Below are 14,812 nucleotides of genomic sequence, written 5' to 3'. Positions count from 1 at the left end.
GGCGCCGCGGAGCGCTGCCGAGGTGGTCCGTCTCGTCGTACCCCTTTCCCCATGCCTGCCCAGGGCAGAGGACCATCGCTCTGCCCCCAGTTCCTCCGAGGACCCCTCTCATGTCCGACGCCGCCCTCGTCTGTTCGAACCTCTCCTTCGCCTGGCCCGACGACACCCCGGTCTTCCACGACCTGTCCTTCTCCGTGACGCCCGGCCGCACCGGCCTCGTCGCCCCCAACGGCTCCGGCAAGTCCACCCTGCTCAAGCTGATCGCCGGTGAACTCAAGCCGCTCACCGGCTCGGTGTCGGTCAGCGGTACCCTCGGATACCTCCCGCAGAGCCTGCCGCTGTCCGTGGACCTCACGGTCGGCGAGGTGCTCGGCGTCGCCGAGGTGATCCGTGCGCTGGACGCCGTGGAGTCCGGTGACGTCGACGAGAAGCACTTCACCACCATCGGCGACGACTGGGACATCGAGGAGCGCACCCGCGCCCAGCTCGACCGTCTCGGCCTGGCCGACCTCACGCTGGACCGCAGCCTCGCCACGCTCAGCGGCGGCCAGGTCGTCTCCCTGGGCCTCGCCGCCCAACTGCTCAAGCGACCCGACGTCCTCCTGCTCGACGAGCCCACCAACAACCTCGACGCGCAGGCCCGGCACAAGCTGTACGACGTCCTGTCGGACTTCACCGGCTGCCTGCTCCTGGTCAGCCACGACCGCGCGCTGCTTGACCGCATGGAACGCATCGCCGAACTCGGCAGCGACGAACTGCGCCTGTACGGCGGCAACTTCACCGAGTACGAGGAGGCGGTCCGCGCCGAGCAGGAGGTCGCCGAGAAGAACATCCGCAGCGCCGAGCAGGAACTCAAGCGCGAGAAGCGGGAGATGCAGCAGGCCCGCGAACGCGCCGAGCGCCGCGCCAGCAACGCCCAGAAGAACCTGAAGAACGCCGGTCTGCCGCGGATCTTCGCGGGGAACATGAAGCGGGGCGCGCAGGAGGCCGCGGGCAAGTCCGGCACGATGCACGCCGCCCGGGTCAGCGAGGCCAAGGCCCGCCTCGACGAGGCCGGCCGCGCGCTGCGCGAGGAGGTCAGGCTCAGCCTGGAGCTGCCCGACACCCAGGTGCCCGCCGGACGCAACCTGTTCCTCGGCGAGGGCATGCAGGTGCGGCTCGGCGACGCGGACGTGTTCGCCGCGAACGGCGTCGACCTGTCCGTCCGGGGTCCCGAGCGCATCGCGCTGACCGGTCCCAACGGCGCCGGGAAGACCACCCTGATGCGGCTGATCACCGGCGACCTCGTGCCGGACAGCGGCGAGATCAAGCGCAACGACGGACGGATCGCCTACCTCTCGCAGCGGCTGGACCTGCTGAACCTGGACCGGACGGTCGCGGAGAACTTCGCCGAGTTCGCCCCGGAGCGGCCCGAGGCGGAGCGGATGAACCTGCTCGCCCGGTTCCTCTTCCGGGGGCCGCGCGCCCATCTGCCGGTCGGTGTGCTCTCCGGCGGCGAACGGCTGCGCGCCACCCTGGCCTGCGTACTGTGCGCCGAGCCGGCGCCGCACCTGCTGCTGCTCGACGAGCCGACCAACAACCTCGACCTGGTCAGCGCGGGCCAGCTGGAGAGCGCGCTCAACTCCTACCAGGGCGCGTTCATGGTGGTCAGCCACGACGAGCGGTTCCTCGCCGAGATCGGGATCAGCCGCTGGCTGCGGCTGGCCGACGGGACGCTGACGGAAGCGGCGGCCCCGGTGGTGTGAGCCGCCGACGTGTGACGTGGCCCGCGTCCGAGGCGCTGCGCCCGGCGGGCCGACCACCGATCACGAAGGACGGACCGACCGTGCCCCAGCCCGCACTTCTCGCCCACGACCTCGTCCGCAACCTGGGCGGGCGCCGCGTCCTCGACGGCGTCAGCCTGACCGCCTCCCCCGGTCACCGCGTCGGCCTGATCGGGGAGAACGGCGTCGGCAAGTCCACCCTGCTGCGGGTTCTCGCCGGCGAGGACGAACCCGACGCGGGCGGCGTCACCCGCCCCGCCGACCTCGGCTTCCTCCACCAGGAGATGGCCTTCGAGGCCGGCACGAGCATCGCGGCCGTCCTGGACGAGGCGCTGCGCGAGGCCCGGGAGGACCTCGCCGAACTGGACCGGCTCGGCGAGGAACTCGCCCGGGTCCCCGAGGGCGACCCCGGCCACCAGGACGTCCTCGACGCCTACGGCAGGCGTCTGGAACAGGCCCAGGACCGCGAGTCCTGGGACGCCGACCGCCGCGCCGCCCTGGTCCTGGACGGTCTGGGCCTCGGCGCCGTGGACCACGCCCGCACGCTCGGCTCACTCTCCGGCGGGCAGCGCGGCCGGCTCGCCCTGGCCGCGCTGCTCGTCCGGCGGCCCTCGGCGCTGCTCCTGGACGAGCCGACCAACCACCTCGACGACGGTGCCGCCGCTTTCCTGGAGGAACAGGTCCGCTCGCTGCCCGGGACCGTCGTCCTCGCCAGCCACGACCGGGCGTTCCTCGACGCCGTCTGCACCGACCTGATCGACCTCGACCCGGCCGTGGACGGCCCCGTCCGCTACGGCGGCAATTACAGCGCCTACCTGTCCGAGAAGCACGCGGAGCGGGAGCGCTGGGAACGGCGGTACGCCGAGGAACAGCAGCAGCTGGAGGAACTGCGCACGTCGGCGGGGGTGACCGCGCACCGGGTGGCCCCCGACCGGGGCCGCACCGACAACGAGAAGATGGGCTACGGCCACCGGGCGGGCCGCGTCCAGAACTCGATCTCCCGCCGGGTGCGCGACGCCACCCGGCGGCTGGAGGAACTGGAGCGCGTCCAGGTCGCCGAACCGCCGCGCCCTCTGCGGTTCGCAGCCGGCGACCTGGCGGCCCGGGCGGAGGAGGGCCCGCAGCCGCTGATCGCTCTGAGCGGCGTACGAGTGCCGGGGCGGCTCGCGCTGGACGGGCTGGAGGTGGCCGCCACCGACCGGCTGCTGGTCACGGGCGGCAACGGGGCGGGCAAGTCGACGCTGCTGGCCGTGCTCGCGGGGCGGCTGCCGGTCACCGGGGGCGAGGTGCGCCGGCGTCGCCGGCTGTCGGTGGGGCTGCTCACCCAGGACACCGTCTTCGAGCAGCCCGGGCGCACGGTCCGCGACACCTACGAGGCGGCGCTGGGCGCGGCCCGGGCCGAGAAGGTGCCGCTGCTCTCACTGGGCCTGCTGCGCGAGGCGGACCTGGACCGGTTGGTCGGGCGGCTCTCGGTGGGTCAGCGCCGCCGTCTGGCGCTGGCACTGCTGGTCGCCCGCCCGCCGCAGCTGCTGTTGCTCGACGAGCCGACCAACCACCTCTCCCCCCGGCTGTGCGACGAACTGGAGGACGCGCTGGCCACCGGACCGGGCGCGATCGTGGTCGCCAGCCACGACCGCTGGCTGCGCCGCCGGTGGTCCGGCCGCGAGATCCGGCTGGCCCCGGGCCACGACCGGGAGCGGGAGGCGGCACCAGCCCGGCCCTGACCCCCGCACCCCGCCCGGGACACCGTGCGTCGACGCGTCAGCGGCGGCAGTGCGCGGGGGACCGGGCGGGCCCTCCGGCCAGGGGCACCGGGCCGAACGGTGACGAGTCCTTGCATCCCCACACGGTCACCTGTCAGGATGGTGACGTGAATCTTAACCATGTCTTCGTCTGCGGACACCCGGCGCTCGACTTCGCGGCCACCCTGCGGGCCCGGCGCTCGACGCGCTTCGAGATGTTCGTGACTCCGGACCGGCTCAACGCCTGGTACCTGGAGTCCGGGCTCGTGGACACGATCACTCCCGGCGACGAGGGCGACGTCCGGGCAGCGGTCACCGTACGCGAGGCCGCCTACCGTCTGATCACCGACCGCCGCCTCGGCGAGGAGTTCGACCGCGAGGCCCTCGCCGTGCTCAACGCCGCCGCGCGCGAGCTTCCCGTGACGCCCCAGCTCACCCCGGCGGGGAGGCACACCGAGGCGACGCCCGCCCAGGCCCTGGCCACCGTCGCCCGGCAGGCCGTCGAGTTGCTCAGCGGCCCGGACGTGCCCCTGCTGAAGGAGTGCGGCAACCCCGAGTGCACGCGGGTATACATCGACCGGTCCCGGGGCATGCGGCGCCAGTGGTGCGGCATGGAGTCCTGCGGCAACAAGTACAAGGCCGCCGCCTACCGGGCCCGCAAGAAGACCGTGGCGGCGGGCACCGCGAGCTGACGACGGCCCCGCGGGGACCACAGCGCGCGAGAACGTGACGGAGAACCGCCGGCGGTCCATGAACTGGGACTCGGACCGCCGGCGGGGGAAGGGCTCCGGCCACGGGGGGTGTGGCTGGACTCCGGGAGCCGTCCCGGCCCCGCCGCCCGCGTGAAAACAGCGAGGCCTCCTCCTGGTGAACGTGTCGCCGGGGACGAAAGGTTCACGGTGTCGGGCCAGGAGTCCGCCCAGGACCGTGGCCGCCGCTCAGAAGTACAGGGCCCGGTGGCTGCGGTAGGCGAAGTTGTCGCCCGCGCTGAGAATGGTCACGATGTCCTCGCAGTAGCGCCGGTACTCCCTCTCCTGCTCGTGCCGCAGGGTGAGGGGCGCGGTCGTGTCCCTGAGCAGGGAGTGTTCTGTCAGGGCAGCCAGCAACCGCCGCGGTGGAGGCAGCAGTAGCACCTCCAGGACCCGGCGGAAGACGTCGGTGAGCGGTCCCTCCCGCTCCGGGGGACCGGGCTGCGGCCCGGCCCACGCCTCGCTCCACCCGCCGGCCAGCGACTCGGCCCGCGGCCGGCCGGGCAGCGCGAGGTGCGCCCGGTCGTGCCCGGAGAACAGGTCGAGGCAGGCCGTCAGGTGCCCCAGATCGGCCGCGGTCACCTGGATCGGGTACAGACTGGTCAACCGGTCGCCGCCCGCGCCGAGCAGAACGTGTCCGGCCCCGTCATCGAGCGCCGGGCCGGCGGGCCCCGCGCCCGCGTGCCAGTCGGACCACAGCGGCAGCTTCAACAGGACTTGGACCCAACTGTCGTAGGCGTCCGAGATGATCCGTCCGTCGTCGCTGTCGAGACCGGCACGGTGGAGTTGGTAGAGGCGGCGGAGCAACGGTTCTTCGAGGCTCTGGAACTTCGCGAAGAACACGGGGTCGTCCGGGACCAGCATGTACAAGGGACTCCTCCTCCCACCAGCGGGACTCTCCGTGGCGGTGCCGACAGGCATCTCGACACACGTGTCGCGCACCGAAGAGACACCCCTTGAGCCTGCCCGGGCTCGGGGGCGGCTCAGTCGACACCTCGACGATACCCGTCATGTGCACACTTTGGGCAGACCGCGTCACGCTCCCACCGGCCGATTACCGCACAGCCGCTGCATGTCCGACAATCGCTCTGTGCAAACATGCATCGCCCTCGTGCCGGAACGGACCAGACCAGCATCGGCATACATGTGCTAATGGATCCCGGCCGACGGAGCAACCGACGGGTCACGACGTGAGAAGTGGTGAGACCGACCACGAGATGGACGCTACGGTACGCTATTCGCTCCTCGGCACCGTGCGCGCGCTGCGCGGTGACACGGAGCTGGATCTGGGGCCGCCAAAACGGATGTCCCTGCTCGCCCTGCTGCTCCTGCGCGCCCCCGGTCCACTCGCCCTGAGCGAGGCGGTGGACATCCTGTGGGACGACGAACCGCCGCCCAGTGCCGCCAACGTGGTGCACCGGCACATCGGCGCGCTGCGCAGGACGCTGGAACCGGAGCTGCGCAGTCGGTCGCAGGCGGTGCACCTGGTGCGCGCGGCGGACGGGTACCGGCTCCTGACCGACAGCACCACCTCCGATCTGCTGTGCTTCCGCGACCTGCGGGCACGGGCGCAGCTCGCCCTCAAGGGCAGCGCACCCGCGCGGGCCGCGCAGGACTTCATGGCGGCGCTGCGGCTGTGGCGGGGGCCCGTGGTCGCCGCCGGCACTCAAGTCGCTCGGCATCCGGTCTTCACCTCGGTCGGACACGAGTACGTCGCGACGCTGAAGGAGGCGGCCGACGCGGTCATCACGGCGGAGCCCGGGCTGACCGAGGAGGTGCTGGCCGCGTTGCGGCGCGCGGTAGAGTGCCACCCCTTCGACGAGGCCCTGCACTGCCGCGTCATCGCCGCCCTCGCCGCCACCGGCCGCAAGGGCGAGGCACTGGAGCAGTTCGAGGCGATCCGCCGGGGGCTGGCCGACGAACTCGGGGTCGAGCCCGGACCCGAGTTGCGCGCCGCCCAGCAGCATCTGCTCCAGCGCAGGGCCTCGGGGGTGCCTCACCGGCCCGCCCGGCAGCCCACCGTGGCCGGCGGGCCCTCACAACTGCCCGCGGACTGCACGTCCTTCGCCGGCCGGCTGCGGGGCCTGAGCGAGTGCCTGGAGCTGCTGCCTCTGTCGGGCGAGAGCCGCCCGCTCACCACGACCGCGGCCATCTGCGGCATGGCGGGTGTCGGCAAGACCACCCTGGCCGTGCACTGGGGCCACATGGTGGCCGACCACTTCCCCGACGGCCGCATCTACGTGGACCTGCGGGGCCACCACCCGTCCCGGCCGCCGCTCGAACCCAGCGCTGCCGTCGCCGTGGTGCTGGACGCGCTCGCCGTGGATAACGGCGCCCACCGGCTGGGCGGCGCGGACCTCGGCTCCTCGTACCGCAGCGCGCTGGCCGGGCGCCGGGTGCTGCTGGTCCTCGACGACGCGGCCGACTGCGAGCAGGTACGGCCGCTGCTGCCCGCGGCACCGGGCTGCCTCGCGATCGTCACCAGCCGGCGACGGCTGGAGGGCCTGGCTGTCACCGACAACGCCCGGATCGTCACCCTCGACCCCATGACCCGGGAGGAAGGACTCGAACTGCTCGACCGACGCCTGGGAGCCGACCGCACGCGTGCCGAGGCCGCCGCGGCCGAGGAGATCGTGGAACTGTGCGGCGGGCTGCCGCTGGCCCTGGCCGTCGCCGCCGCCCGGGCTCTGACCCGGCCGTCACTCACCCTGGACTCGCTCGCGGCGACTCTCCAGGACCCCGTCGACGGTCTCGACGCGCTGTCCGGCCACGACGCCCGCACCGACCCGCGCGACGCCTTCCACCGCTCCTACGCCGCTCTGGGCGACAGCGCCGCCCGGCTGTTCCGGCTGCTCGGGCTGCATCCCTCGCGCGACATCACCGTGCCGGCCGCCGCCAGCCTGGCCGGGGCCGACCTCCGACGGACCCGGCAGGACGTGGCCGAGCTGATGGACCACCACCTGCTCGTCGAGCTGGTCGCCGGGCGGTACACCTGTCACGACCTGCTGCGCGCCTACGCGACGGAACTGAGCGAGCTGCTGGACGGAGCGAACGCGCGGTCCGAGGCGCTCGCCCGGATGCTCGAGCACTATCTGCACAGCGCCGAGGCCGCCACCGCCCTGCTGGCGCCGCATGGCGGTGCCGTGCGTCTGCCGTCGGTCCGGCCCGGCGTCACGCCCCAGCGGTTCGACGGGCACGCGGACGCCGCCGAGTGGATCGTCGCGGAGCGGTACCTGCTGCCTGAGCTGGCCCGTTCGCTCGGTAACTGCCCGACGGGCGAGGCGTTGCGGCGACAGCTCATCTCGACCCTGGAGATGTGCGTGACGCCGCGCTGAGGCGACCGTCCGCCCGTCCCGGTGCTGCGGCCGGGCCTACCGTCGGCCCGCGAAGGCGTCGATACCCGTCAACTCCGCGGAGAGCGCCCACAGCCGGGCCGCCTGCTCGGGGTCACTGGCCCAGGGCTTGACGCCGTAACGGCCTCCGTCCTCGGGGGCGGGCGGCGCGATGTCGCAGTCCTCCAGGTACACCCCGCCCTCGCCGTCGAGCTGCGGGGAGACAGCGCCCCAGAGCTGGGTGGCGGCGCCCTGCTCCGGGGTCTTGAAACCGGCGGGGTCGAGTTCGTTGCCGTTCTCGTCGACCAGGCCGTTGGCGATGCGCTCCTGCCGGGACAGGTGGCGAAGCAGGGGGCTGTTCACCGCCCCGGGGTGGAGGGAGAAGGCCCGTACGCCGCGGTCGACGGCGAGCTTGTCGAGGTGCACGGCGAACAGCGCGTTGGCGGTCTTGGCCTGCCCGTAGGCGAGCCAGCGGTCGTAGCCCCGGGTGAACTGCACGTCGTCCCAGTTCATGCCGCCGTTGTGGTGGCCGATGGAGGACACCGAGATCACCCGTCCGCCACCCCGCTCGATCGCCGGCCACAGCCGGTTCACCAGGGCGAAGTGGCCGAGGTGGTTGGTGGCGAACTGCGGCTCCCAGCCGGGGCCGACCCGCGCCTCGGGCGGCGCCATCACGGCAGCGCCGTCGATCACGATGTGGATGTCGCGGCCGGAGGCCACCATCCGGTCCGCGAAGTCCCGGACACTGTCCAGGTCCGCCAGATCGAGCGAGTCGATCTCCACGTCGCCGAAACCGGCCAGCGCCTGCTCGGCCCGGCCCGGACGCCGCGCGGGCACCACGACGTGCGCGCCCGCCTTGGTCAGGGCCCGCGTGGTCTCCAGCCCGATGCCGGAGTAGCCGCCGGTGACCACGGCGAGCCTGCCCGAGAGATCGATACCTTCGAGTACCTCGGCCGCCGTGGTGGAGGCGCCGAAGCCGGTGTGGAGGGGAAGTTGACGAGTCATGCCTACAGGGTAGACACGTAAGTCACTTTATGGCCATAACCACACAAATCGACCACCCTGCCCACCGGCTGGCACGTGCCGGATCGGCACACGTGTGGCAGTCGGTGCCGTGCGCCGAGCCGTCGCCCCGGCACCCCTCAAGCGGCCTCGGGCCGGGTGACCGTACGCAGTTTGCGCAGGGCGTTGTGCTGGCGGCTCTTGACGGTGCCCGCCGGTACTCCGAGGATGCCGGCGGTCTCCTTGATGCTGCGGTCGCACAGATAGATGTGGACCAGGACCGCGCGGTGTTCGGGCGAGAGACGCCGCAGCAGCGGTTTGGCCACCAGTGCGTCGTGCACCGCCTCGGTGCCGTCGGTGCCCGAGACGGGGTCGTTGTAGGTGACCCCGATGAACTCCCGTCGGGCATGGGGTTTGCGTACCCAGTCGATGACCAGGTGCCGGGTGACGGTGAAGAGCCAGCCTCGGACGGAGCCCTCCATGCCGATCAGGCGGTCGATGTTCCGCCAGGCCCGGATGCAGGTCTCCTGCACGATGTCCTCGGCGAGCCCGTGGTCACCCAGCATCTTCTCGGCGTACGAGACAAGGCCGTCCCGGTGTTCCCTCATGATCGTGCCGAGCAGTTCGGATGGGGACATAGCCGTGAGGGGCGTAGCCATAGTGTTCTGAACCATCCTGGTTCTCAGTCATGCGGCGACCGGGGGCCGGATGTAACCCCCGCGCTCGCACTGTAGGTGTTGGCGAGTGCCAGAAAACTGCCGTCTTTGTGCCGCTGGTGTGCTACTTGCCCGGCCAGCGGACACATGTGAATCGACGCTGCCGGACAGGATGCGGAAGAACCCTTCTGACCAGGTGATTTACCGCTCCACCGCGATTTTCCCATTCTTTACGGTATTCAAACATGCGCGACGCATGAGTTCTATGTCACGGGCCGTCGGGCCGCCTTGACCGCATTCGAGGTGTGAGCCGTTGCGTCTCACACGTGTGTTTTTCGCATGCGGGGGCGCGTTCGCTGTCGCGTATCTCGTGCGGCCATCGGCACCTGGAGTGATTCTGCCCCGGACCTTGACAGGCGAGCGTTCGTCACAACAACCTATGGCAACGTTGTCAGAGCAACGAACGTCCGGTTCGGCAGCGCGCGTTCTACCTCTCCGACTCCACCGCCTGTGATTGGACGCCCGCCCATGGCCGATCAGCCGAGCCCACCCCCGCGCCCGTCCCGGCGTGCCGTCGTCACCCGCGGCTCGGCCCTGTTGGCCGGGTTCGGCCTCGGGGCGGTGCTCCCCGCGTCCGCCGGCGCCGCCGTACGCACCGCCACCCCGCCCGGTGCCAGTTCGGCCGGCCCGGGACCGGCCGAACTGGCGGGCCACCGGCCCGTGCGGGCCTCCTCGCAGGAATACGCGCCCACGCCCGCGGACTTCGTGACGGACGCGCTGCCCGAACGGGGCGTGCGCGGCACCGGATGGCGGGCCGAGGCGGGCGACCCCCAGTGGATCGAGGTCGACCTGGAGGCGCACTGCCGGGTCGACCGGGTACGGCTGACCTTCGAGGCCGACGCGAGCGACCCGGTGTTCACCCCGCCGGGCAGCGGCAACCCGCGGTCGGGCACCACTGGTGAGGAGATCCTCTCCAGTTACGCCACGGAGTTCACGGTCGAGACCTCCCGCGACCGCGACACCTGGAGCGGTGTCTACCGCACCACTGCGGGCACCGGCGGCACCGTCGACATCCCTCTGCCGAAGCCCGTCACGGCTCGCTGGGTGCGGATGACGTCCCGCCGCCGCTCCAGCCCCCTGCCCCTCGGCCTCAACGGCTTCGAGGTGTACGGCACCGCCCCGCACCGGCGCCCGGAGGCCACCGGCTGGACCGACTGGGGCACCCACCACGGCGTCGCTCCCCGCCTGAGCGTCGCCGACGACGGCACTGTGCCGCTGGAGTCCGGCTGGGCACTCACTCTGGACGACTGGGCGGACGGCGAGGGCCCCGCCCTGTCGAAATCCGGCGTGGACATCAGCCGCTGGCTGCCCGCGATCGTCCCGGGCACCGTCCTGGCCTCCCTGGTCGACCAGGGCAAGCTGCCCGACCCCGTCGCCGGCCTGAACAACCTGCGTGTCCCCGAGGCGCTGTCCCGGCACTCCTGGTGGTACCGCCGGGCCTTCGCTCTGCCCAAGGGCCTGCGGACCGGCGCCGGGCGGCACGTCTGGCTGGAGTTCGACGGCGTCAACCACAAGGCGGAGATCTGGCTCAACGGCCACACGGTCGGCGAGGTGGTCTCCCCCTTCGCCCGGTCCGCCCACGACGTGAGCGACTTCCTGGCGGCCGAGGGGGACAATGCCCTCGCGGTGCGCATCGCCCCCCAGCCCGTGCCCGGCAGCCCGGGCGACAAGGGCCCCGCGGGCGAGGCGTGGGTGGACGCCGGCGCCAACACCATGAACCGCAACTCCCCCACCTACCTCGCCTCCTCGGGCTGGGACTGGATGCCGGCCGTCCGCGACCGGGCGGCCGGCATCTGGAACCACGTACGGCTGAGATCGACCGGCCATCTCGTCCTCGGCGACCCGCGCGTGGATACCGTGCTGCCCGCGCTGCCGGACCTGTCGGTGGCCGAGCTGACCGTGACCGTCCCGGTCCGCAACGCCGACGCCCGCGATCACGAGGCCACCGTCCTCGCCTCCTTCGGCGACGTCCGCGTCTCACGCACGGTCACCGTCCCGGCCGGCAAGTCGGTCGACGTCGTCTTCACCCCCGGCGCGTTCGCCGCGCTGCGGGTGCGGAACCCCGACCTGTGGTGGCCCAACGGCCTGGGCGATCCCACCCTGCACGACCTCACCCTGACCGTCCGCGGCGGCGGCGCCGAGAGCGACCGGCGCACCACCCGGTTCGGCATCCGGCAGTTCGGCTACGCCTACGACACCCCGCTGAAGTTCACGCCGTCCTCCGACGCCTACACGCAGACCGTCCCCCTCGGCTCCCGGCGCGCCCGGTACGTGCGGGTGCGCTGCCTGACCCGGGCCACGGACTGGGGCAGCTCGCTGTGGACGCTGTCCGTGTTCGACTCCGCCCGGCCCGGCACCGACCTCGCGCTGCACGCCCCAGCCACCGCCTCCAGCCAGGACGAGGACGGCCACGGCCCGGCCAACGCCACCGACGGCGAGGCGGGCACCCGGTGGTCCTCCGCCTTCGCCGACGACCACTGGATCCGCGTCGACCTCGGCTCGGCGCAGTCCTTCGACCGGGTCGACCTGACCTGGGAGCAGGCGTACGCGCTGACCTTCGGCGTCCAGGTCTCCGAGGACGGCGAGCAGTGGAGCGACGCCGCCTCCGTGGACAACACGGCCGTCCCGCTGCCCTTCAACACGGCCGACGCCAGCCTGCGGATGACCGACTTCGAGGCGCGCACCGCCCGTTACGTACGGCTGTCCTGCGGGATACGGAACACCAGCTGGGGCAACTCGCTGTGGTCCCTCGCGGTCGTGGACAGCGCCACGCCGGGCACCGACCTCGCCCTGCGCCGGAAGGCCACCGCCTCCAGCGCGGAGGAGGACCACGCCGCCGGGCACGCCACCGACGGCAACCCGGGCACCCGCTGGTCCTCCGCCTACGAGGACCACCAGTGGATCCAGGTCGATCTCGGCGCCCCGCGGCGCTTCGACCGGGTCGCGGTCGTGTGGGAGCAGGCGTACCCGAAGACGTACACCGTCCAGACCTCCGACGACGGCGAGAGCTGGAGTGACGTCACGACCGTCTCGAACGCCCCGGACCCGCTGAAGATCAGCGTGAACGGCGTGCGGGTGCTGGTGCGGGGCGGCAACTGGGGCTGGGACGAGCTGCTGCGCCGGATGCCCGCCGAGCGGATGGACGCGGCTGTGCGGATGCACCGCGCGATGAACTTCACGATGATCCGCAACTGGGTCGCCAGCAGCAACCGGGAGGAGTTCTACGCCGCCTGCGACCGGCACGGCATCCTGGTGTGGAACGACTTCCCCAACGCCTGGAGCATGGACCCGCCGGACCACGGGGCGTTCGTGTCCGCCGCCCGCGACACCGTGCTGCGCTACCGCCTCCACCCGAGCGTGGCGGTGTGGTGCGGCGCCAACGAGGGAAACCCGCCGGCCGCGATCGACCAGGGCATGCGCGGGGCGGTGGAGGACCAGGCGCCCGGCATCCTCTACCAGAACAACTCCGCCGGGGGGATCGTCAACGGCGGCGGCCCCTACGGTTACGTCGAGCCGGAGCGGTACTTCGACCCGTCGACGTACGGGACCAAGGACTTCGGCTTCCACACCGAGATCGGCATGCCGGTCGTCTCCACCGCCGACAGCCTGCGCGCCATGGTGGGCGAGGACGGGCCCGAGTGGCCGATCGGCGGAGCCTGGTACCACCACGACTGGAGCGAGCGCGGCAACCAGGCGCCGCAGAACTACCGGGCCGCCGTCGAAAAGCGGCTCGGCACGGCCCGTGACCTGGACGACTTCTCACGCAAGGCGCAGTTCGTCAACTACGAGAACTTCCGTGCCATGTTCGAGGCGTGGAACGCTCATCTCTGGGACAACGCCAGCGGTCTGATGCTGTGGATGTCCCATCCGGCGTGGCACAGCACGGTCTGGCAGACGTACGACTACGACTTCGACGTCAATGGCGCATACTTCGGCTGCCGCACCGCCTGCGAGCCGCTGCACGTGCAGGCCGATCCGGTGAACTGGCAGGTCATCGCGGTCAACCACACCCGCCAGACGCTGGAGGACGCACGGGTCAGCGCCGAGACGTACGACCTGTCGGGGCGCCGGATCGCGTCGGCCCGGCAGGCCCGGCTCGACGTCGTCCCGGCGGCCTCGGCCGAGGCCTTCACCGTGCCGTTCGGGGACGACCTGCCGGACCTGCATCTGCTGCGGCTGACCCTCACCGGAGCCCGGGGCGAGGTGCTGTCCCGCAACACCTACTGGCGTTCCCGCGCCCCCGAGTCGCTGCGTGCCCTGGACCGGGTCCGGGCCAGGCTGTCGGCCTCGCTGTCCCGCGTGTCGCGCGAGGGCGAGCGACGCCGGGCGACGGCCACGGTCCGCAACCGCGGGACGGCGGTCGCCGCGATGGTCCGGCTCTCCCTGCTGGACCAGGACGGCGCCAGGGTCCTGCCGACGCTCTACGACGACAACTACCTGTGGCTGCTGCCCGGTGAGAGCCGCACGGTGGCCCTGTCCTGGCCCGCCTCCGCCCTGCCGTCGGGCCGGACGAGTCTGCGGGTGGAGGGATACAACACTCCCCCAGTGACGGTGCGCGGCTGAGCGACACGCGCCGACCGGGTGCTGAGCCCGCGTCCACCTCGGGGTGGGCGCGGGCTCCCGTGTTCGCTCGCACCGCGTGTACGTGCCCGCCGGTGTGTGAACCAACCGTGCGGGCCTCTCGTGTCCCTTGTGCACGACGGACGCCGCAGAGGCCTCGTCGTGAGGAGCACGGGGGAGCCGGTGCCAGGACGTGTGTCCGCCGACGTACATGTCCGCCCGGGCCGCCCCGAAGGCACGCCGCCCCGGGCGGCCGGGCACAGGAGGACGATGGACGGGCCAGGAGGAAGACGTCTGGAGGCGGCCCTCGACGACTTCGCCGAACGGCACGGGGTGCTGAGCCGGGCCCGTGAGCAGATCCGGGCCCTGTCGGTGACCGCACGGTCCGGGGACGGCGTCGTGGAGGTCACGGTGAATGCCGAGGGACGCATGGCGGGGATACGGTTCGTCGGCCGGGGGTTCCGTGAGATGACGGCCGGACAACTGGGCGAGAGCGTCATGGTGGCCCTGGCGACGGCGCGCTCGGAGATCGCCGCTCGCACCACCTCAGTGGTGACGACCGTCTCCCGCCGGGTGCCGGAGGCCGCGGAGGCACCCGCGCCGAGAGCGCCGGTGTCCCCCGGACCGCCCCGCGACGCCCCGGCCTCGTGCCGGCGCGGTCTCGTGCGGGAGGCCCGGGCGGAACTCACGGAGTCGGCGGGGCCGCGGCCGCAGGAGCCGCTGTGGGGCCCGAGCCGTCCCCGTGCGCGGTCCGCCGCCGGCCACCCGCCGCCGTTCGAACTGCGGGAAGCGGTCATGGCCCTGCGGGCGGCGGTGTGCCGCGCGGCGGTCGAGCACCGGTCGTCCCCAGCGTGCGGGTGCGAGACCACGTAGCGGGGCCGGGCGATCGCCTTCACACAGAATCCCACGTCCACACGTATTCACGTTTCTCGCACACGTGGCAGTATG

At 72.3% G+C, this 14,812-nt stretch carries 9 protein-coding genes; 6 read left to right on the top strand and 3 right to left on the bottom strand.

The annotated features are described in order from the left end of the window. Nucleotides 1-110: 110 nt before the first annotated feature. The 3 genes from abc-f (at nt 111) to ACZ67M_RS34680 (ending at nt 4,197) form a co-directional block, all read left to right on the top strand. Nucleotides 111-1,745 (top strand): ribosomal protection-like ABC-F family protein, encoded by a 1,635-nt coding sequence (gene abc-f / locus ACZ67M_RS34690; RefSeq protein ID WP_469853986.1) that lies wholly within the window; start codon nt 111-113, stop codon nt 1,743-1,745. 80 nt (nt 1,746-1,825) lie between these two features. Next, complete coding sequence (locus ACZ67M_RS34685) at nt 1,826-3,487, top strand: ABC-F family ATP-binding cassette domain-containing protein (protein WP_469853985.1); 1,662 nt, start codon at nt 1,826-1,828, stop codon at nt 3,485-3,487. Nucleotides 3,488-3,633: 146 nt separating this feature from the next. Continuing rightward, complete coding sequence (locus tag ACZ67M_RS34680) at nt 3,634-4,197, top strand: CGNR zinc finger domain-containing protein (protein ID WP_469853984.1); 564 nt, start codon at nt 3,634-3,636, stop codon at nt 4,195-4,197. Nucleotides 4,198-4,443: 246 nt separating this feature from the next. On the opposite strand, the gene ACZ67M_RS34675 is transcribed toward ACZ67M_RS34680, so the two are convergent. After that, nucleotides 4,444-5,118, bottom strand: coding sequence for a hypothetical protein (locus tag ACZ67M_RS34675; protein WP_469853983.1), 675 nt, complete (start codon nt 5,116-5,118; stop codon nt 4,444-4,446). Between the two features lie 353 nt (nt 5,119-5,471). Here ACZ67M_RS34675 and ACZ67M_RS34670 point away from each other — a divergent pair, with 353 nt between their 5' ends. After that, nucleotides 5,472-7,589 carry an AfsR/SARP family transcriptional regulator gene (locus tag ACZ67M_RS34670; protein WP_469853982.1) on the top strand — a complete coding sequence of 706 codons (2,118 nt, stop codon included), beginning with the start codon at nt 5,472-5,474 and terminating at the stop codon, nt 7,587-7,589. 36 nt (nt 7,590-7,625) lie between these two features. On the opposite strand, the gene ACZ67M_RS34665 is transcribed toward ACZ67M_RS34670, so the two are convergent. Together ACZ67M_RS34665 and ACZ67M_RS34660 are read right to left on the bottom strand one after the other, a co-directional pair. Further along, on the bottom strand, nt 7,626-8,591 hold the full coding sequence (locus tag ACZ67M_RS34665; protein ID WP_469853981.1) for an SDR family NAD(P)-dependent oxidoreductase: 966 nt from the start codon (nt 8,589-8,591) through the stop codon (nt 7,626-7,628). Between the two features lie 137 nt (nt 8,592-8,728). Continuing rightward, nucleotides 8,729-9,226, bottom strand: coding sequence for a sigma-70 family RNA polymerase sigma factor (locus tag ACZ67M_RS34660; protein WP_469853980.1), 498 nt, complete (start codon nt 9,224-9,226; stop codon nt 8,729-8,731). A 546-nt stretch (nt 9,227-9,772) separates the two neighbouring features. On the opposite strand from ACZ67M_RS34660, the gene ACZ67M_RS34655 reads away from it, so the two are divergent. Both ACZ67M_RS34655 and ACZ67M_RS34650 read left to right on the top strand, forming a co-directional pair. Next, nucleotides 9,773-13,867 (top strand): discoidin domain-containing protein, encoded by a 4,095-nt coding sequence (locus tag ACZ67M_RS34655; protein ID WP_469853979.1) that lies wholly within the window; start codon nt 9,773-9,775, stop codon nt 13,865-13,867. 267 nt (nt 13,868-14,134) lie between these two features. Further along, complete coding sequence (locus ACZ67M_RS34650) at nt 14,135-14,737, top strand: YbaB/EbfC family nucleoid-associated protein (protein ID WP_469853978.1); 603 nt, start codon at nt 14,135-14,137, stop codon at nt 14,735-14,737. The last annotated feature ends 75 nt before the right edge of the window (nt 14,738-14,812 follow it).

This window comes from Streptomyces sp. NPDC107500 (assembly GCF_055582785.1).
This window is presented reverse-complemented; position numbering and strand designations above follow the sequence as displayed.